Below are 17,471 nucleotides of genomic sequence, written 5' to 3' on the forward strand. Positions count from 1 at the left end.
AAGCGTGCCATGGCTCGCGTCCCGAGGAAGCAGCGGGCGGGCCAGCGGGCGGAAATCGGGCTGGAACAGGGAGGGGTTTTTCGACAGTTTCAACAAGGCGCGGATGATCAACTGCCTGCCCGCGCCGAGTCGAAAGCCCAATGAATTCTCAAACCTCAACCCCGAAGTCGGAGCGCGCTGTCGGCAGGCAGTGACATTGCTTCGACGTTCGACAGAAACCCCCGACAATAATGAAGCCAACTCTTGGAGGAAGGTTGACGATGGCTGTAGCCGCTCTTTGGGCCATTTCAATCTTCGGGATGATTGTTGGGCCAGAGGGCATCGCTGGGGCGAGCTGGTGTGTGATGATTGCTCTGTCATTCCCGCTGGCGATTTTGAGTGGAGCAGTCACCTCTATGGGGATTTCTCCGATCAGCAGTTGCATCTGGTACTTCGCGCTGATGATCCCTAATTGCTTCCTTTGGGGCTACGGATCCGCCCGAATTCTTCGCATTGCTCAGATCATCATTCGGCCCACCTCGATCGACTGCTCGGTTCCGACTTACCCAACCACCGCCACCGAAAACCAAACCGTCGAACAAGTCGGTGGTGCCGACTCTCGACAGCGGCCTTGTTGAGTGAGCGGTTGGCTGGTAGTGTTTGAACCGTAAATCGAGCTGGCCGTCTCAGTTGCCCGGGCCGACACACCTTCAACGTTCGGCAAGAATTGACTGGCGAGTTCGTAGCTCGTTGGCTTTAGATTCAAGATGAGGCGTCTTCTTGCAGATCGGAGGAGCATCTTGGCGAATCTCGCGTTATGTGCATTGTCCTGCCTGTATGCGATTTCATTTTGGTCGCCGCGATACTTTGTCTACAGTGAGTCCGATACCCATGTACAGCTTTCGATTTTGTCTTCCCTCAGGGGTAGTCCGATTTCGGTACTCGCTGGAGGCTTCGCGCTGGTGTTTCTTGCGATGGCGTTGGCTGGTCTGAGCTTCGCCTCGACACCCTCAAAGCCCAAAAAACCAAAGCGCGGCTTCAAGAGTGAAGTGCAACACTAGCGGTTGATAGGAACAGTTCGTTTGGTGTGAGGAAGTTATAGCGCTCGCGCGGACGTTCGTTCAGTTCGGTGGCGATCCAGTCGCATTGTTCCTGGGTGAGCTTCTCCATGCTCGTGGCCTTGGGAAGATACTGCCGGATCAGACCGGCGGTGTTCTCGTTGGTTCCACGCTCCCACGAGTGGTGCGGCGGGGCGAAGTAGAAGCGCATCGAGAGCTTCTCTTCGATTTCTCGATCGCCATGAAATTCGCACCCATTGTCTGCAGTGATCGTCAAGTAACGTCGGCGATGGCGGTGCGTCAGCAGCATCATTGCCTTGAAGACTTCTTCTTTGGTGCGCGCCGTCAGCTTGGCGATTTGAAGATTCCCGGTCTTGCGTTCCACAAGCGTCAGGATGCTGGCCTTGCTGCTGCCCAGCACTGTATCCATTTCCCAGTGCCCGAGGCGGGAGCGGTTCTCCGCGCCGATCCGGCCGAGTCGCGATCGGCCGCTTACCTGCAAGCCTTCCGCGACTGTCATATTGGCGTACCGTTTGCGCCGCTTCTTCGAAGCCTGACGCAGATTCGTGTGCAGATCGCCACCGTAACGGCGGTCGTCCCAGACGTGCTGGTAGATCGTCTCATGGCTGATGGAGACGATCCGGAACCGTTTCAGCCCCCCGAGCATCGGGCTGAGCTTCCTCCGGAGGAGGCTCCTGACGATCTCCCACACACGTATCCGCTGAAGCACGTGCCCTAGCGGCCTCGGGCCATCTGGCATGCGTGCAGGGGCTTGTATCGGCCATCGGTCGGATAGGCGTTGCGCCGAATCTCCCGGGAGATCGTGCTGGGACTCCGTCCAAGCTCGCGGGCAATCGCACGAAGGCTGAATTTCACTCGTCTCATCGCCCCGATCGGGTAGCGTTCGTCGTTGCTGAGTTGCTGGTGATTTTTCATAGGTGCAGCACCCGCCCCAATGCCCTTCCCAAGACGCAGAGCGGGTGTTGCACTTACTTGATGAATCCAAGTAGTGGCTTTTGGTGTTGGTGGGGAACGATGGATGGTTCCCACCGTGGCTGGCCTTGGGTACGATCCTCTTTTTTGGAGGATGGGTTTCTCCTTCTTCATGTCAGGAGATCTGATGGAGTGGCAAAGAAGAGGGGCGGCTTCGCTGGGAAGCCGCCCCGGGTTTGAGCGGGATGGGGAGAAGGTGAAGCTCGTTTGAGTGTTCGTGAATTTAGAGTCCGAAGTCCTTGGGGTTTTTGGAGATGATGAAGGCCGTGACTTCGGCAATTTGCTCAGGAGTTAGGATTTGTCCCCATGCCTGCATGCGCGCTCCGTTGTGCCCTGCTGAGTCGGCGGGGGTTCCGTCGTTGATGAGGTTGAAGACTTCGAGTGGCTTGGCGCCATATTTCCATTGTCCATCGTTGAGAGGCAGTCCTGGGAGGGGGATCTTTTGTTCACCCACGCTCATGGTCGCACTCAAGTCAGCGGCATGGCAGGCGACGCAGTTGGTGCTGAAGATGGCTTCCCCGGCAGCGGTTTTCTCAGGATTGGTGGCCCATTCGTTGATCAAGGTTTGATCATCGAGTTGGGAGAGGGTTGCGGCGAGGGCCTCGGATTTCTGTTCTTCAATTTGCACCAGGTGGGAAGTGATCTTCTGCTGGTCGGTTCGGTAGGTCCCGGTGTGGTAGTAGAGCACCCAATAGATGACGAACCAGGCGATCGCAAAGTAGAAGGTAAACAACCACCAGTTGGGAAGTTTCTGGTCGAACTCCTGAATGCCGTCGTATTCGTGTTCACGAAGGATGACTTCGCCTTTTGCTTGGGCGAACTCTCCGCGTTTGGGTTGCTGGCTTTCGGTTGGGTCAGACATGGTCGTGGAGAAATTAGGATTCGTGGCCGGTTTCCTCGTCGAGGGGGAGGGTGGAGAGCCGCTCTCGTTCAACGGGGCGAAGCCGGATGGCGCGGATGGTGGTGACCAGGAAGACGGTGAACATGATGCCGAAGGCGATCATGGGAATGATGTTGGACCATTCCTCGTAGATGACTCTCTTGAACATGGGGTCTTGGAGTTGGGGAGATGGTTTCAGTTGGCAGCCGTATCGGGCTTCTGGGTTTGGGGGGCCGGGTTCCGGGCGTTGCGGTAGGAATCGGGATCCAAGGGCACGGGGCCGGGGCCGTCTTCTTTTTCGACGATGCGGTAGGTTCCGAGTTTTTGGACGTAGGCGATGAGGGCGACGACCTGACGATCTGCCAGATAGTTGGCTAGGGCATCTCCGCTGAGGTTTTGAGCGCCGGCGGGCGGCAGCACTTTGGCGGCGGCGAGGCTCTGGGCGATTTCGGCGGCCTGAACCCGGGCGTTGTCATTGATTTCGTGTTGGTTCATTGGGGGGTAGGGGACCCCAATGCGGGTTTGGACGGCGATCTTGTTGGGCAGAGCCTTGAAGTCGGTTTTCTTCTCAAACAACCAGGTATAGTTCGGCATGTTCGAGCCCTCCGAGGTTTGGCGAGGATTCATGAAGTGGTTGTAGTGCCAAACGTTGTCGCGTTTTCCCGAGCGCATGTATTTGGCGCCTTGAACGATGTCTCCACCTTCTCGGGCGAGGTCGGGTCCGGTGCGCTTGGATCCCCATTGGAAGGGGTGATCGAAGAGCGATTCTCCGAGGTGGGAGTAGTCATCCGTTTTGCCGGCGCGGGAGTAGCGCATGACGTCCGGGAGGAGGGTGCGAATCATCTGCGAGTGGCAGTTGTAACATCCTTCAGAGACATAGAGGTCACGCCCGGCGAGTTCGAGTGGCGTGTAGAGTTCCTGGAGGCGGCCTTCGACGTTTTTCTCCCGATTGACGATCAGGGAGGGGACGATTTGAACGCCACCGCCGATGACGACGGCAAAGGCAACCAGGAGAGTGAATGGAAGGTAGTTGTAGAGCAGTCGTTCGTGCCAGTTGATCCAGCTCCGGGTGTCTTTGCGGAATGCCGCGATGGCTTTGATGGAGATCAGGACGGTGAGGATGAGCGCGACTTTGTCCCCGTGAGGCGGGAGGAAGATCCAAAGGCAAAGGCAAACCAAGCCGAGAACGATGTAGGAGAGAGGATCGTTGAAGATCGCTCCCTTGATGGCCATATCGTCCATCTTTTCTTCGGGAATGGCGACCTCGACAGTGTCGTTGTGGGCTTGGCCGGAACGGGCGGTCTTCCAGATATTGATGGCGCAGAAGACAAACCCGAGGAGGAAGAGGCTGCCCCCGAAGGAGCGCAGGATGTATTCGATCTGGATGGCTTTGAGGGTTTCGACGAACTCGTATTTCAGAGTGGTTCCACCTTCGGCGACTTCACCGAGCATGAGGCCTTGCATGATGCCGGCCGTCCACATGGCGGCGACGTAGAGGAGGATGCCGACGAGTCCGACCCAGAAGTGAAGGTTGGCCAAGGCGGTGGACCAGAGTTTGGTTTTCCAGAGGCGCGGGGCGAGCCAGTAGAACATCCCGGCGGCCATCAGGCCATTCCAGCCGAGAGCTCCGGCATGGACGTGACCGATGGTCCAGTCGGTGTAGTGGGAGAGTTGGTTGACGGCACGGATTGAAAGCAGGGGGCCTTCGAAGGTGGCCATGCCGTAAAAGGTGATCCCGGCGGCGAAGAATTTGATGACGGGATCTGTGCGAAGTTTATTCCAAGCGCCGCGGAGAGTCAGCAGGCCATTGAGCATGCCGCCCCATGAGGGTGCCCAAAGCATGAGCGAAAAGAGCATGCCGAGCATCTGCAACCAGCGAGGCAGGGAGGTATTAAGGAGGTGGTGAGGACCGGCCCAGATGTAGATGAAGACGAGGGACCAAAAGTGGATGATGGAAAGCCGGTAGGAGTAGACCGGACGATTGGCGGCCTTCGGCAAAAAGTAGTACATGATCCCCAAAATGGGGGTCGTGAGGAAGAAGGCGACGGCGTTGTGCCCATACCACCACTGGACGAGGGCGTCCTGCAGGCCCCCAAAGATGGGGTAGGAGTGAGTGAGCGAGGTGGGCAGGGAGAGGTGATTGACGATGTAAAGCATCGCCACCGTGACGATGGTCGCGATGTAGAACCAGAGTGCGACGTAGAGGCTGGGTTCGTTGCGTTTGGCCAGGGTCCAGAAGAAGTTGATGGCGAAGATCACCCAGATGAGGGCGACGGCGATATTGATGGGCCAAATCAGCTCGGCGTATTCTTTCCCGCGGGTGAGGCCCATGGGGAGGGTTACTGCGGCGGCGACGATGATGAGTTGCCAGCCCCAGACGTGGATTTTGGAGAGGAGGTCCGACGCCATGCGGGCTTTGCAGAGCCGCTGGGTGGAGTAGTAGACGCCGGCGAACATCATGTTGCCCACGAACGCAAAGATGACGGCGTTGGTGTGGAGGGGGCGGAGGCGGCCGAAGGTTAGGAACGAGATGCCTTCGGCTTGGATGGCGCCGAAGGTGAGTTGTTCCAAGAATTTGCCATTCATTTGCCACCAGGATAGCTGGGTGGCGCAGATAACGCCGACGAGCATGCCGACCAATCCCCATAGGATTGAGAAGAACATGAACTGCCGGACCGACTGATCGTCGTAGGTGATGGTAGTGGTTCTGCTGGCTGGGGTGCTCATGGTTGGGAGAGCGGTTTATTTTTCGTCATTGAAGGGGAGGAGGCTGTCGCGCTCGGGCGACGACGATTTCGAGCGCCGGGATTCGCCGATGAAGCAGACGACGAAGATGCCGGCGAGGCAGCTACTGACGAAGATGGTCAAGGCGATGACGTTCATGGTCGGAACGATTCGAACGGGTGTGAGCGATCCGGTCCCCGCGTGGATTGCGCGAGGATGTGCGAATTCTGCTTCGAAAGCGTTCCTTAGGCGGCTTGCTGGTGGTGCAGCCACTCGAGGAAGCTGTCGGCGACGAGAGGCGCGAGGCAGCGTTGAGGGAATCCGTTGGGATCCAGAATGATGTGGAAATGTTCCCCGCCATCGCCTGGGAGCCCGAGAGCTGCCCGGAATCCGTGGGGGATTTCCGCCAAGAGGTCGGTGGCGGAGGGGTGATTGATGACGATTCTTCCCCGATGGGCGAGGGCGACCAGCACTGAGGTGATCGGGTCGATATGGGGCGTTGGACCGGAGGGAGCGGAATCCACCAGGCCCAGCAAACGGCGCTGCGCTGGATCGGCCGCAATGGTTTCAATCACCTCGGAACCGAGGGAGACCCAATTGCCACCTGAGGATTCATCGAATTCGTTCAGGTGGCGGGCGATGGCGGCTGCGCAGGCGGGACGAGCAACATCGCCGGTATCCAAGAGGATGAAGGGAGCTCCTGCGGTTTCCTCTGCAAGGAGCCAGTGGTGGAAGTCCGTGAGTGTGGAAATGGGCATGGGCGCGGGGATCGAGATTGGCCAGATCCTGATTCCCGGAAGGAAATCGCGCTCCGCGTGGCATGTCCAAGTGTGCGCGGATTTTGGCGGTTTGCGGCCGGATGGGGCTTCCTCTCTTCGGCCGCCCTGCCTAAGGGAACCGCCCTACGAAAGGGGCTGGTCAGTTTCGTGTCGCCGCCAGAGGGTGACCTGGGAGGAGGTCCACTGGAATTTGCGGGAGGTTTCGCGGATGAGGAAAGGTTCCTCGGAGACGTCAACGAGGTGGAAATCGGCCGTGAGGTGATCCCGGAGCCAATCGAGGGTGGGGCCCTTTGGCCAATGGGCCATGGGGGTGAATTCTCCCAGCCATGTGCAGGGAGTCGCCAAGATCAATTCGCCACCCGGGTTCATGAGGCTGGGAAGACGCTGGAGGAGGTGCTCCGGGTTTGGCAGTCGGCAAAGGAGGTTGGCCGCATGCAGTCGATCGAAGGTGCCCAAATCTGCGGGCAGATTCATGGCGTCACCTTGGCGGAATTGGACTTTTTGAGGATGAACTCCGTCGGGTAGCTGAGCCTCGAGTGGGGTGGACCGGTGGGCTTCGTCGTGCCGTCGATAGGGGACGGGAGATGTCCTGAGGGTTTCTGCAGCCCGGATGAAGGCGTGGGAGTAGTCGATGCCGAGGACGTGCTCGCAAGTCCTCGACATTTCGTAGGTGGAACGGCCGACTGCGCAGCCAAGGTCCAGGCCACGCATGCCCCCGGGGGAAAACCGGGAGCAGGTGCGTGTGGGAAAGTCCAGCGCTTCCCTCATTCCCGCTGGGGCGGAGGGAGGGAGGATTTCTTCAGGGCTTCCGTAGTGGAAGAGAAGATATTCGGAGAGGAGCTTCTCCGATTCGTAGGGGTTCTCCATGCGATCAATCGCGACCGCCAGCGAGGGCGTCAATGATGTAGCGGGACGGGCGGAAGTTCTCGATGATGACTTCCTGGGTTCCGCCCCGGTTCATGCGGACTTCTTTGACGTTGAAGTTGGGCGTCTTGTGAGGGGCGAAGAGGATGTCGTCGTGGGTGGAGTTCTCGTGCTTTTTGAACATATCGGGGACGATGTCGCCGCCGAGATGGTCGTCGCGGCCGGTGGCGAGGTGACAGGTTCCGAGGACTTTTTCATCCTGAATATCTGCGCCGGAGACAGGGAGAACCTGGGTGCCGAAGCCCAGCTCGCCGAGGGTTCCTGTCATCGGGTCATCGGCCAAGCGGGCGTTGTGGGCCTCGATCGTGGCGGGATTTCCAGCAATGAGTTCGGACTGAATGATGCAGCGATCTTTGACGGTGAGAACACCGAGAGTGCCGTCTTCATATTTCATTGGAAAGTGGCCATTTGCGTCGGTTGGTACGAAGTAGACTTCACCGGCGGGAAGGTTGGCGACATCGGGAGCGGTGCCGTTGCAGAGTCCATGGGATTTCTGGGCTTCTTGCTGGGCCAATCCGAGCCAAGCGGTGAGGACGCGGCCGTCTTCGAGTTCGAAGTCGATCTCAATGTCATCCGCGCGGGTCATGGCGAGGCGAATGCGTTCGGCGTCAGCGGAGACCTCGTGGTAGTCGACGGCGAGTCCGGAGGAGAGGATGATGTCGTTGAGACCGTGAAGGGTGGCGCCCCGGAAGCCGAATTCTTTGCATTTTGCGGTCAGTGGCGCGGTGGCGGACCAGGTGGAGATGCAAAGGATGATATCGTAGTGGGGGTAGATATCGGCATCGAGAGAGAGGCGTTGGCCCTGCGTGTCCCAGACCTCATCTTGGAGGTCGAGATTGGAGCCATGAGTCGTGCGGTAGGCAAACATCTCGCCTCCGTTCATCCCGAGAGCTTCCATGGCGCCGCCATGAAGCGCCTGATAGAAGGCTTCGTGGGCTTTCTTTTGGACGGGGAAACCTTCTTTGGTGAGGAAGGTGAAGTTTTTGATCAGGGGGGCAGGGTCCTCGAAATCGGTGAGGATGCAGACCCGGCAGCCTTGGGTGGGTTCGAACACCGTTCCCAACAAACTGACGAGGTCGAAGGGAGGAAACTGGCGGTTCTCGGGGTGAAGCAGGATTTCCTCAGCGAGGTAATCCGGGAGGGCTGGACTGGCAGGGCTCATGAGGGGTCACCCTAGGGGCGGTGGAGGGGGGCGCAAGAGGAGTTTCGCGCATTTCTTGCCATGTCATGGGTCGTTCAGGGGAAGGGCTTTTCTCGGGTCCCGTCGAAATTCATGGGAACCAGGGAGGAGTGTGGATTCAGGGTGGGTTGATTTGCCAGAAAATGGGCTTTGCACTGCAAAGTCGTGAGTTCTGAATGGTGGGGATGAAAGTGGCTTTGATGGCTCTGGTGCTTGGGGGATTGTCTGGGTTCTGGGTGGTGAAGATGATGCTTACGGAGTGGATTTATGAATCGCACGCGACGCTTGCGATGCGGAGCCCATCGGGCACTCCCAAGGAGCTGGAGGAGAGTGAGCGGTCATTGGTTTTTTCGGAGGCGGTGCTCGGAGAGGTGGTCGATCAGTTGGGACTGATGTCTCGTTGGTCCGTGGCTCGTGAGCGGGCGATGGGGTTGCTGGCGGGAAAGGTGAGGGTGGAGGCGATGCCGGGGGCCCAAATGATTCAGATTTGGGTCCGCGATGCTTCGGCGAGGGATTGTTCGATGTATGCGAATGCGCTTTCCGACGCGTATCGTCGGCGAAAGGTCATCATCGAGACGGCGAAATCGGATGAGCGCTTGAAGGCCTTGCGGGAGGCGATTGCGGCGCAAGAGGCGATCGTGGAGGAGAAGCGGAAAGCGATGAAGGCTTTGCTTGAGGAGTCCAAAGGATCTCGGGATGCTGACCAGAGCGACTGGGAGGCGAGTCTGGCGAGCGAGGAGAACATTTTGAATCCTGAAGGGGATCCGGAGTCTCTCTATTCCCGGGAGATGCAGGGAAAGTCGATGGAGGCCCCCGAGCTCTCAGGAGAGGGAGATGAGGGGAAGGTGATTGCGCCTCTCACCTTCCCGAAGCCTGATGCTCGAAAGGATCTCCTGATGGGAACCGGGGTGGGCGTGCTGGCCGGAGGGGTGATGGGGGGGGTGTTGGAAAGGTGGCGTCGCCGGCGGCGAGATTGAAGCAGGGATCTTACCGTCGCAGAGTCGATTCGAGATGTTGAGCGGCTTCCGTGAGGAGCCTTTCGGTGGTTTCCCAATCGATGCATTTGTCGGTGATGGATTGACCGCGGACGAGGCGTTCGAGGGGTTGGGGAAAGGCTTGGTTTCCGGCGACCAAGTTGCTCTCGAGCATGGCACCTATGATGGAGGTGTCCCCGGCAGCGCGTTGGCGGACGATTTCCTGGAAGACTGAGGGCATTTCGGCGTCGTCCTTGCCGCAGTTTGCGTGCGAGGCATCGATCATGATGGCGGGCGGGAGCTTGGCGGCATCGAGCGACGCGCGGGCGATGGCGACGGAGGCGGCGTCGTAGTTGGGGCCGTTTTCGCCGCCGCGGAGGATCACGTGGCAATCCGGATTGCCCGTGGTGGTGACGGCCGAGGCGACACCATCTTCGGAAACGCCGAGGAATGTTTGGGGCCGACCGGAGGCTTTGACGGCATTGATGGCGGCGACGAGGTCGCCTGAGGTGCCATTTTTGAAGCCAACCGGCATGGAGAGCCCGGAGGCCATCTGGCGATGGGTCTGACTTTCGGTGGTGCGGGCTCCGATGGCTGACCAACAGATCAGATCGGCAATGTATTGCGGCGTGATGGGGTCGAGCAGTTCGGTTGCCGTGGGTAGGCCGAGATCGATGACTTGGCGGAGGAAGGTGCGAGCACGCCGCAGGCCTTCGGGAATGTTGTCGGAGCCATCGAGGGCGGGGTCCATGATGAGGCCCTTCCAGCCGACGGTGGTGCGCGGTTTTTCGAAGTACACCCGCATCACGAGGAAGAGTTGGTCCTTGAGGCGTTCGGCCAGGGCGGCGAGTCGCTGGGCGTATTCGTAGCCGGCGACGGTGTCATGGATGGAGCAGGGGCCCACGATGACGAGGAGCCGAGGGTCGCTGCCAAAAAGGATGGAGCCAATGGTTTGGCGGGAGGCGGCGACAAAGTCCGCTTGGCTCTCGCTGCGCGGGATTTCTGCGAGAAGCGCGGTGGGCGCAGGAAGCGGGAGGTTGCGGGCGATGTGAAGGTCCGTGACGCGCGAGCTCATGCCCGAAGCTACGGGCGAGGCAGGGCCGGTCGGAAGCGCCAAATGCGTGCGCCCGGTCCTGACACAGATCCCGCTTTGACAAAGCGCGGTGGTTCAAGCACCTTCCCCGCCCCCCGGCGACACCGGGCGACGCAATCATGGGCAAAAGTCTCTACGAGAAAGTCTGGGAGGCCCACCAAGTGGGCACGCTGGCTGACGGCCGCACGCAGCTGTTCATTGGCACCCACCTCATCCACGAAGTCACCTCGCCGCAGGCCTTTGGCATGCTTCGCGACCTCGGCCTGACGGTGAAATATCCGCAACGGACCTTCGCGACGATCGACCACATTGTGCCGACGATCAATCAGGACGCCCCGGCGGATCCGTTGGCGGCGGAGATGATGCAGGCGCTGCGCCAGAATGCGGACGATTTCGGTGTCACCTATTTCGACCTCGCTTCCGGGAAGCAAGGGATCGTCCACGTGGTGGGTCCGGAGCAGGGCATCACCCAGCCGGGTACCACGATTGCCTGCGGTGATTCTCACACGGCGACGCATGGAGCTTTTGGGGCGATCGCCTTCGGCATCGGGACCACTCAGGTGCGGGATGTTTTGGCGACACAGACGATGGCGATGGAGCCATTGAAGGTGCGTCGCATTGAGGTGAATGGCGAGTTGCGGCCGGGGGTGTATGCGAAGGATGTGACGCTGCACATCATTCGCAAGTTGGGTGCCAAAGGTGGCATCGGGTTCGCGTATGAGTATGCGGGTGAGGTCTTTGACCGAATGACCATGGAAGAGCGGATGACGGTCTGCAACATGGCGATCGAAGGAGGCGCACGTTGTGGCTATGTGAATCCGGACGAGAAGACCTGCGAGTATTTGAAGGGCCGGCCTTACGTTGATATGAGCAACTGGGAGGCGACGGTGGCGCGCTGGTTGTCGTTTGCTTCCGACGCGGATGCTCACTATGACGATGTGGTGGTGATCGATGCCGCGGAGATCGAGCCTACGGTGACTTGGGGGATTTCCCCTGATCACGGGATCGCCGTATCGGAAAGCATTCCGGATCCATCCTCGGCCACGACGGCGGATGAGAAGGCGACGATTGAGGAAGCTCTGGCTTACATGAAATTGCCGGCGGGAACGCCGATTAAGGGCGTGAAGATCGATGTGGCCTTCATTGGTTCCTGTACGAATGGCCGTCTTTCGGATTTCCGCGAAGCGGCGAAGTTCCTCAAGGGTCGCAAGGTGGCGGAGGGGGTGCAGGCGATTGCCGTGCCCGGTTCGCAAATTGTGGCGATCCAGTGTGAACAAGAAGGCATCGACAAGGTGTTCGAAGAGGCCGGATTCGAGTGGCGAGGGGCAGGTTGCTCGATGTGCTTGGCGATGAATCCGGACAAGCTGGTGGGAGATCAGATCTGCGCTTCTTCCTCGAATCGGAATTTCAAGGGTCGCCAAGGTTCGCCGACGGGCCGGACGATTCTGATGTCGCCCGTAATGGTGGCTGCAGCGGCCGTGAACGGCGCGGTGGCCGATGCCCGCGAGGTGTTTGAGATTGCCACCGCGGCTGCCTGAGATTGCTCTTGCGACGATGAAATCGATCTTCCGCCGAAGCTTGGGTGCGTGGACCGCGCTGGTCTGGGGCTGCATGGCCCTGGTGTCGGGGGCTGTCGATGAGCCGGATCATCCGGTGCATCCGATGCTTTGGAAGGTGGAGGGAGGAAAGCTTGAAAAGCCATCGTGGCTCTTCGGGACGATCCACCTCGGCAAGGGGCCGGTCGGAACTCTCAATCCGACGGCGGCCGAGGCATTGGATGGGGCCGATGTGGTGTATGCCGAGCTCGACATGGATCCGTCGGTGCAGGTCGGTTTGGCCCAACACTTCATTCGCCAAGACGGAAAGACCCTCACGGATTCGTTGGGGGATGAGCTTTCCGATCAGCTTGATGCGGAGTTGGCCGCGATTCAACCGGCCCTCAATTCGGTCGTGTTGCAGAGTTTCAAAACCTGGGCGGTGGCGATCACGTTGCCTCTCTTGGAGTTGCAGCTCGAAGGGCAGGCGCCTTTGGATATGATTCTGTGGAACCGCGCGGAAGAAGCGGGCAAGCTGACCCGGGCGCTTGAGAAACCCGAAGATCAATTCCGAATTTTTGACGACCTGAGCGAGCAGGAGCAGGTCGACATGTTGGCGGAGACGCTGAAGCAGATGAAGGAATCCCGCGACAAAGGGGAGAATCCCAACGACGGGCTGATTGCCGCCTACGTGGCTGGCGACGACGAGAAGCTGCAGCAGTGGATGAACCGCTACTACGATGAAATGCTCGAGGGCGAGCATGCTGAATTGGGCAAGAAGCTGATGAAGCGTCTGCTGGATGACCGCAATGAGGCGATGGCCGGGAAGATGGCTGAGTTCCTCGCTGCGGAGCCGAATCGAAGCCACTTTTTTGCCGTGGGCACTGCCCATTATCTTGGCAACCACCATGTCCGCGGGTTTCTCACTGAGAAGGGCTACAAGATCACCCGCGTCACCGAATGATTCTTCTAACCGACTGATCCATGGCACTCGACAAAATCACTCAAGTCACCGGTCGCGGCGTGTTCGTCCCCGGTGCGGACATCGACACCGACCGCATCATCCCGGCGCGGTTCATGAAGTGCGTGACGTTCGATGGTCTCGGCGAGTTCGCGTTCTATGACGTGCGCTTTGACCCGACCACCGGCGAGAAGACTCAACACCCGCTGAATGATGAGCGTTTCGCCAAAGCAACGGTCTTGCTTGCCGGCGTGAACTTCGGTTGCGGGTCGTCGCGGGAACACGCACCGCAGTCGCTTAGGAAATACGGTTTCACGGCGGTGATCGCCGAGAGTTTTGCGGAGATTTTCTTCGGGAATTCGACCACATTGGGCATGCCCTGCGTGACTCTTTCCCACGACGCGATTGCTGAGCTGCGTGCTGCCGTGGAGGCGGATCCTGCGACGGAGATCACGATTGATTTGGAAGCCAAGAAAGTGCGTTCCGGCGTCGGACACGAGTTCGATTTGGCGATCCCTGAGTCGGCGCGCGATGCGTTGGTTTCAGGTCGCTGGGACCCGATTCAGGAGTTGATCGATCACACCCCGCAGATTGAGGCGACGGCCGAGAAGCTTCACTACGTGTGATCTCTCTTCCTCGCGGCCAAGATGGACTCTGGGCCGCGAGAGCTGTTCCCTGCGGTGGAATCCGAGGATTGCAGGTTCGATCGTGAATCTGCGACTCCCGGCTCAGAGGTCAGGGAGTAGGAACGGTCACGGGCAGGAGATTCATCTCGCGGAATTCATCAGTATCAGGAGCCTGCAATTCGCGAGTTTCCGGGTCCCAGCGATAGGGCTGATCGAAGATGGGGTCGTTCGGTAGCGGTTCGCCACGGAGGAGGGCCCAGGCCGCTTGATGGAGTGCGGCAGCGGATTGAGCACGGGCCATCCCTTTTCTCCAAGTTTCGATCCCGAGGAAAAATAGGGAGGCTATCTGGTTGCTTGTCGCGGAGAGGTGGGAGAAGTCGGGAGGTGGCCAACCGCTCGGCGGTGCACTGGCCCAGTCGTTCATGTGATCAGAACGGAAATTCTCCATGATCTGGAGGGTGGTGAGGGCGTGTGAGTCGAGAAGATCGGCTGGATCCGGGGGGTAAAAGGGATCGTCTTGATGGGCCAACATGGGCAGGAGAAACTGTTGAGTGCTCAGATTCCATTCGGAGCGCATCAGCTGAGCAAAGCGAGAAGGAGGTGCAGGCGGAATGAAGGTGAGGGCCTCCCATCGACGGGGGTCTTTTTCTCCTGGAGGGAGCGCCGGGAAGATTTGCTCAAGGATGTAGCGCTCGCGTCCCTGATTCAAGAGGATGGCGATCGTTTCATTGAGCAGGGTAGGGGATTCGATGTTTGCAAGATGGTGAGAGATGCCTCGGGCGGCTTGTGCTGAACGCAGGGCATCTGCGGAGCGGCCCTCTTCGGCGGCGAGTCTTGCGTCCAAAAGCAGAGCTTGGCAGGCGGAGCGAGCGAAGCGGGCTTCAATGATGAACCAGCGGTTCCGGTCGATGCCTGCACACGATTGATCGGGCAGCAGTCCGATCGAGCGGATTTCCTGGATCAAGGGGGCGTTTTCCGTGAGCCACAAACGAGCGACTTCACGGTCCAAGGGTTCCTGGTGGTCGAGGTGGTCGCTGGCCCATTTCGGGAGGTTCCATTCGGCGACTCCTGAGGAGCTTGCAGCGGCCCGACGCTCCTGGAGTTCGAGCCATTGGAGGAACCCATTGTTTTCCGGCGAAACGTTTCGAAACTTGATCTCGAATTCGGGATAGCGAGCGAGAACCTGTTGGAACCAAGCTTGGGTCGTTTGTTGGATTTCGGCGGCGCGCGCTGGGTCGAGTGGGGCTCCAGATGTCGTTGCGAGGGAGCCGAAAGTCCGGCGCGGGCGGTGCCATGGGTTGGCGTTCCACGACATGAGGTCTTCGTAGCGCTGGGTGAACCAGTAGGAGCAGGTCCAGGTGAGGGGCGGCTTTTTGCGGGCGAGAACGGCTCTGTCCTCAAGCAGGTTGTGGGTGCGCTCGGCGGTGAAAAGGAGTCGACCCTCTGGGCTGAGTTGGCGCTGTGTCGAGGTTCCGCGGAAAAGGATCCGTGTCAGAAGGAGCAGCAAGAGGAGAGCAACGGCGAAGGCAACCGCTCCTCGGAGTGCTTTCTGCGGGAGCGATCGGGTCGGGCTTTTCGGGGCCATGAAGGGAGTGGGAGAGGCAATGAGCGGCTAGCCGATGAAGTCACCTTCGACGCGTTGATCGACGATGCGCAGGAATTTTTCGATCTGCTGTTCGATGAAGAGGGCCTGATCGGCCTGCTTGATGCCTTTGAGGAGGGTGCGGCGTTGGTTGCCGTGGAAGATGGCCTCGACTTCGTAGCTGGTGGAGGAGCCGTTTTTGCCATGGTGAATTTTTTGGCGGCAGAAGATCTGGGTGAGGCTGCCCGTATCGAGTCGCTGGTTGCCGCGCCACGGGATGGGGCCTTGTGTGACTTCGAGCACGCCGCGTCCTGCACGAAGGGTGGTGGTGTTCAGGAAGGTGGCGAGGATCGCGTAGATCATGGCGAGGCCTGCCGCTGTGTGGATGAGGCCAAATGCGGACATGAACCACATGCCATGGGAGAGGGCAATGGAGTGCCAGACGATGAGAAAGCCATTCCAGAAGGTCGCAAAGGCGACGAGGATCCAGACGGTGGGATGGAACCAGGAGCGGCGAATGACGAGCTGGCCATTTTCTTCAGAGAGGGACATGCGCGCCGGGAGTTCCACCTGTCCACGGGGGATCGGTTGAGTGACCGCGTTCGGCAGGGCAAATAGGGAATGGCAGTGGGGGCAGCGGGCCGCGGCGATCTGCGGAGAGATGTCGGTCGGATCAAGGGTGGATCCGCAGTTGGTACACTTGAGTTCGAGAAGTTGGCTCATGGCGTGTCGGCGGAAAGGACGATGCGGAAGCCGAGGTCGTCGGCGTGGAGGTCCAGGTCGGCCACCCATTGGCGGGTCCAGGCCCCGGAGGAGGGTCGCAGGAAGGAGGCCCCGATGATGATGGGCTGGGCTGGTGCTGCTGGATTGGCGGGATTGATGCCAGGTTCGCGGGTCCACTCTCGCACGGAACCCGCCATGCCGTGGAGACCATTGGGGGTGAGGTCGCGAGGCTGGGGATCGGTGACGGGCCCCCAAGGTGCGGGCAGCAGGGTGGAAGGGGACTCGACCGCAGCAAACCACTCCTGCTGGCTAGGGAGACGGCCTCCAGCCCAGCGGGCGTAGGCGGCGGCGTCCCATCCATCGACGTTGACGACGGGGCAGTTCAGGGACATCGAGCGGCCTTCCCAGAATCCGTGGCCGCGGGCGGCGGCGAGCATCGCCTCCCAATCTTTGGGGAGGTGGTCGCGTTTGTGGGAAGGTTGGTCTTTGGGATCGAAAACTTGTCGATCTGCGGGCGGCAAAGCTTCGAGAACGTCGAGGAATTCGAGGTATTCGCCGATGGTGACTTCGCAGGCTCCGAGGCGGTAGGCTGGGAGAGAGACCGGGTCGCCATCGGGCGTGAGGTAGTCGCCGGCGGGCACCGCCACGGGTCCCGGAACCGGAGGTTCGCTGGGAGTTTGTGGAGAGCGGGCGGTGGTGGGTTGGCGGCGGGAAAGAGCGAGGCCTCCAAGTCCCAGTAGGGCGGCGAGAGCGATGCCGATCAGCCAGGGAGTCGCATGGGTGCGGGAACGGACAGGAGGGGCAACGACGGAGGGGGAGGCGAGAAGTTGGTTTTCGATCTCGATGGCGTAGTTTTGGACCTGGGACCAATCGAGGGGCTGGGAGAGTCCCTCTCCCCGCATCCAAGCGAGGAGGGTGAGGAGTCGGCCTGCTCCAGGTTGATTTTCGGGGACGATGGTAGGGAGAGCCTCCCCGAGGTGGAGGATGTCGGTCATTTCCCGGTCCGCGGCGGGCAGGCCGGCGCAGGCGAGGTTCTCGAGCCGGACACTGCCGATGCCATCGATGTGGATGGCGGCCGGGGTGAGGGGTTCCGTGGCCGTACGGGAGAGTTGTTGCATGGCCTCGGCCGTGCGGCGGAGGGCATGGGCAAGGCGAACGGGGGGCAGCTTGATGCGATCGCGCAGGTGCTCGGCCAGGGAGGCCCCGGTGAGGAATTCGAGGGCGGCGAAGCACTGGGTATCGTCGCTAACGGCTTCGAAAACCGAGGCGATGAGGGGATGGTCGACGGCGGCCTTGGCGCGGACTTGTTCGAGAAAGGCGAGGCGAAGGGAAAGGTCGTGTAGTTCGACGATGAGGGTCTTGCGGCTGACGGAGGTCTGCTCGGCGAGCCAAGTGGTTTGAGAGGCGTCCGAGGCGAGGGATTGAAGCAGGCGGTAGTCGCCCAACTGGCGGTTTTCCAT

At 59.9% G+C, this 17,471-nt stretch carries 18 protein-coding genes; 5 read left to right on the plus strand and 13 right to left on the minus strand.

Features of this window, described 5'->3' with window-relative positions:
• The first annotated feature begins 260 nt into the window (after positions 1-260).
• On the plus strand, positions 261-617 hold the full coding sequence (locus HNR46_RS09045; protein ID WP_221285092.1) for a hypothetical protein: 357 nt from the start codon (positions 261-263) through the stop codon (positions 615-617).
• A 400-nt stretch (positions 618-1,017) separates the two neighbouring features.
• On the opposite strand, the gene HNR46_RS09050 is transcribed toward HNR46_RS09045, so the two are convergent.
• The 9 genes from HNR46_RS09050 to HNR46_RS09085 all read right to left on the minus strand — a co-directional run bounded on the left by HNR46_RS09050 (position 1,018) and on the right by HNR46_RS09085 (position 8,499).
• Entirely contained in the window at positions 1,018-1,704 is a 687-nt protein-coding gene (locus HNR46_RS09050; RefSeq protein ID WP_246418011.1) for an IS30 family transposase, read from the minus strand.
• A 68-nt stretch (positions 1,705-1,772) separates the two neighbouring features.
• Complete coding sequence (locus tag HNR46_RS21510; protein WP_425491689.1) at positions 1,773-1,973, minus strand: helix-turn-helix domain-containing protein; 201 nt, start codon at positions 1,971-1,973, stop codon at positions 1,773-1,775.
• Between the two features lie 280 nt (positions 1,974-2,253).
• The gene (locus HNR46_RS09055) at positions 2,254-2,892 is read right to left on the minus strand and encodes a cbb3-type cytochrome c oxidase N-terminal domain-containing protein (protein ID WP_184017975.1); all 639 of its coding nucleotides are present in this window, start codon (positions 2,890-2,892) and stop codon (positions 2,254-2,256) included.
• A gap of 13 nt (positions 2,893-2,905) precedes the next feature.
• Positions 2,906-3,079 (minus strand): hypothetical protein, encoded by a 174-nt coding sequence (locus HNR46_RS09060; protein WP_184017977.1) that lies wholly within the window; start codon positions 3,077-3,079, stop codon positions 2,906-2,908.
• 26 nt (positions 3,080-3,105) lie between these two features.
• The gene (gene ccoN / locus HNR46_RS09065) at positions 3,106-5,637 is read right to left on the minus strand and encodes a cytochrome-c oxidase, cbb3-type subunit I (RefSeq protein WP_184017979.1); all 2,532 of its coding nucleotides are present in this window, start codon (positions 5,635-5,637) and stop codon (positions 3,106-3,108) included.
• 15 nt (positions 5,638-5,652) lie between these two features.
• On the minus strand, positions 5,653-5,793 hold the full coding sequence (locus HNR46_RS09070; RefSeq protein ID WP_184017981.1) for a hypothetical protein: 141 nt from the start codon (positions 5,791-5,793) through the stop codon (positions 5,653-5,655).
• An 86-nt stretch (positions 5,794-5,879) separates the two neighbouring features.
• Entirely contained in the window at positions 5,880-6,392 is a 513-nt protein-coding gene (locus HNR46_RS09075) for a hypothetical protein (RefSeq protein ID WP_184017983.1), read from the minus strand.
• Positions 6,393-6,536: 144 nt separating this feature from the next.
• Entirely contained in the window at positions 6,537-7,280 is a 744-nt protein-coding gene (locus HNR46_RS09080) for a methyltransferase domain-containing protein (RefSeq protein ID WP_184017985.1), read from the minus strand.
• Positions 7,281-7,284: 4 nt separating this feature from the next.
• Complete coding sequence (locus HNR46_RS09085; RefSeq protein WP_184017987.1) at positions 7,285-8,499, minus strand: M29 family metallopeptidase; 1,215 nt, start codon at positions 8,497-8,499, stop codon at positions 7,285-7,287.
• Between the two features lie 203 nt (positions 8,500-8,702).
• On the opposite strand from HNR46_RS09085, the gene HNR46_RS09090 reads away from it, so the two are divergent.
• A complete protein-coding gene (locus HNR46_RS09090) occupies positions 8,703-9,494 on the plus strand; it encodes a GumC domain-containing protein (protein WP_184017989.1) in 792 nt (263 codons plus the stop codon).
• 10 nt (positions 9,495-9,504) lie between these two features.
• Here HNR46_RS09090 and HNR46_RS09095 read toward each other — a convergent pair whose 3' ends face one another.
• Complete coding sequence (locus tag HNR46_RS09095; RefSeq protein WP_184017991.1) at positions 9,505-10,566, minus strand: 3-deoxy-7-phosphoheptulonate synthase; 1,062 nt, start codon at positions 10,564-10,566, stop codon at positions 9,505-9,507.
• Between the two features lie 137 nt (positions 10,567-10,703).
• Here HNR46_RS09095 and leuC point away from each other — a divergent pair, with 137 nt between their 5' ends.
• The 3 genes from leuC to leuD are packed head-to-tail and all read left to right on the plus strand — an operon-like array spanning position 10,704 to position 13,706.
• Complete coding sequence (gene leuC / locus HNR46_RS09100) at positions 10,704-12,122, plus strand: 3-isopropylmalate dehydratase large subunit (RefSeq protein ID WP_184017993.1); 1,419 nt, start codon at positions 10,704-10,706, stop codon at positions 12,120-12,122.
• A gap of 16 nt (positions 12,123-12,138) precedes the next feature.
• Positions 12,139-13,083: a TraB/GumN family protein gene (locus tag HNR46_RS09105; protein WP_184017995.1), complete on the plus strand. Its 945-nt coding sequence runs from the start codon at positions 12,139-12,141 to the stop codon at positions 13,081-13,083.
• A gap of 20 nt (positions 13,084-13,103) precedes the next feature.
• A complete protein-coding gene (gene leuD / locus HNR46_RS09110; RefSeq protein ID WP_184017997.1) occupies positions 13,104-13,706 on the plus strand; it encodes a 3-isopropylmalate dehydratase small subunit in 603 nt (200 codons plus the stop codon).
• Between the two features lie 109 nt (positions 13,707-13,815).
• Here the strand turns inward: leuD and HNR46_RS09115 are convergent, their stop codons facing one another.
• Genes HNR46_RS09115 through HNR46_RS09125 form a run of 3 tightly spaced genes read right to left on the minus strand, consistent with a single transcriptional unit; the run spans position 13,816 to position 17,471 of the window.
• Positions 13,816-15,291 carry a hypothetical protein gene (locus HNR46_RS09115; protein WP_184017999.1) on the minus strand — a complete coding sequence of 492 codons (1,476 nt, stop codon included), beginning with the start codon at positions 15,289-15,291 and terminating at the stop codon, positions 13,816-13,818.
• A gap of 27 nt (positions 15,292-15,318) precedes the next feature.
• Complete coding sequence (locus tag HNR46_RS09120) at positions 15,319-16,011, minus strand: hypothetical protein (protein ID WP_184018001.1); 693 nt, start codon at positions 16,009-16,011, stop codon at positions 15,319-15,321.
• Entirely contained in the window at positions 16,008-17,471 is a 1,464-nt protein-coding gene (locus HNR46_RS09125; protein WP_184018003.1) for an SUMF1/EgtB/PvdO family nonheme iron enzyme, read from the minus strand. The genes HNR46_RS09120 and HNR46_RS09125 overlap by 4 nt, the downstream gene beginning before the upstream one ends.

The sequence above is a fragment of the Haloferula luteola genome, from assembly GCF_014201715.1.
Lineage (GTDB): Bacteria > Verrucomicrobiota > Verrucomicrobiia > Verrucomicrobiales > Akkermansiaceae > Haloferula > Haloferula luteola.

Excerpts from the sequence above, each read along its gene's own strand:
- HNR46_RS09045 (WP_221285092.1), top strand. The coding sequence starts at position 261 with ATGGCTGTAGCCGCTCTTTGGGCCATTTCAATCTTCGGGATGATTGTT.
- HNR46_RS09050 (WP_246418011.1), bottom strand. The coding sequence starts at position 1,704 with ATGCTCGGGGGGCTGAAACGGTTCCGGATCGTCTCCATCAGCCATGAG.
- HNR46_RS21510 (WP_425491689.1), bottom strand. The coding sequence starts at position 1,973 with ATGAAAAATCACCAGCAACTCAGCAACGACGAACGCTACCCGATCGGG.
- HNR46_RS09055 (WP_184017975.1), bottom strand. The coding sequence starts at position 2,892 with ATGTCTGACCCAACCGAAAGCCAGCAACCCAAACGCGGAGAGTTCGCC.
- HNR46_RS09060 (WP_184017977.1), bottom strand. The coding sequence starts at position 3,079 with ATGTTCAAGAGAGTCATCTACGAGGAATGGTCCAACATCATTCCCATG.
- ccoN (WP_184017979.1), bottom strand. The coding sequence starts at position 5,637 with ATGAGCACCCCAGCCAGCAGAACCACTACCATCACCTACGACGATCAG.
- HNR46_RS09070 (WP_184017981.1), bottom strand. The coding sequence starts at position 5,793 with ATGAACGTCATCGCCTTGACCATCTTCGTCAGTAGCTGCCTCGCCGGC.
- HNR46_RS09075 (WP_184017983.1), bottom strand. The coding sequence starts at position 6,392 with ATGCCCATTTCCACACTCACGGACTTCCACCACTGGCTCCTTGCAGAG.
- HNR46_RS09080 (WP_184017985.1), bottom strand. The coding sequence starts at position 7,280 with ATGGAGAACCCCTACGAATCGGAGAAGCTCCTCTCCGAATATCTTCTC.
- HNR46_RS09085 (WP_184017987.1), bottom strand. The coding sequence starts at position 8,499 with ATGAGCCCTGCCAGTCCAGCCCTCCCGGATTACCTCGCTGAGGAAATC.
- HNR46_RS09090 (WP_184017989.1), top strand. The coding sequence starts at position 8,703 with ATGAAAGTGGCTTTGATGGCTCTGGTGCTTGGGGGATTGTCTGGGTTC.
- HNR46_RS09095 (WP_184017991.1), bottom strand. The coding sequence starts at position 10,566 with ATGAGCTCGCGCGTCACGGACCTTCACATCGCCCGCAACCTCCCGCTT.
- leuC (WP_184017993.1), top strand. The coding sequence starts at position 10,704 with ATGGGCAAAAGTCTCTACGAGAAAGTCTGGGAGGCCCACCAAGTGGGC.
- HNR46_RS09105 (WP_184017995.1), top strand. The coding sequence starts at position 12,139 with ATGAAATCGATCTTCCGCCGAAGCTTGGGTGCGTGGACCGCGCTGGTC.
- leuD (WP_184017997.1), top strand. The coding sequence starts at position 13,104 with ATGGCACTCGACAAAATCACTCAAGTCACCGGTCGCGGCGTGTTCGTC.
- HNR46_RS09115 (WP_184017999.1), bottom strand. The coding sequence starts at position 15,291 with ATGGCCCCGAAAAGCCCGACCCGATCGCTCCCGCAGAAAGCACTCCGA.
- HNR46_RS09120 (WP_184018001.1), bottom strand. The coding sequence starts at position 16,011 with ATGAGCCAACTTCTCGAACTCAAGTGTACCAACTGCGGATCCACCCTT.
- HNR46_RS09125 (WP_184018003.1), bottom strand. The coding sequence starts at position 17,471 with ATGGAAAACCGCCAGTTGGGCGACTACCGCCTGCTTCAATCCCTCGCC.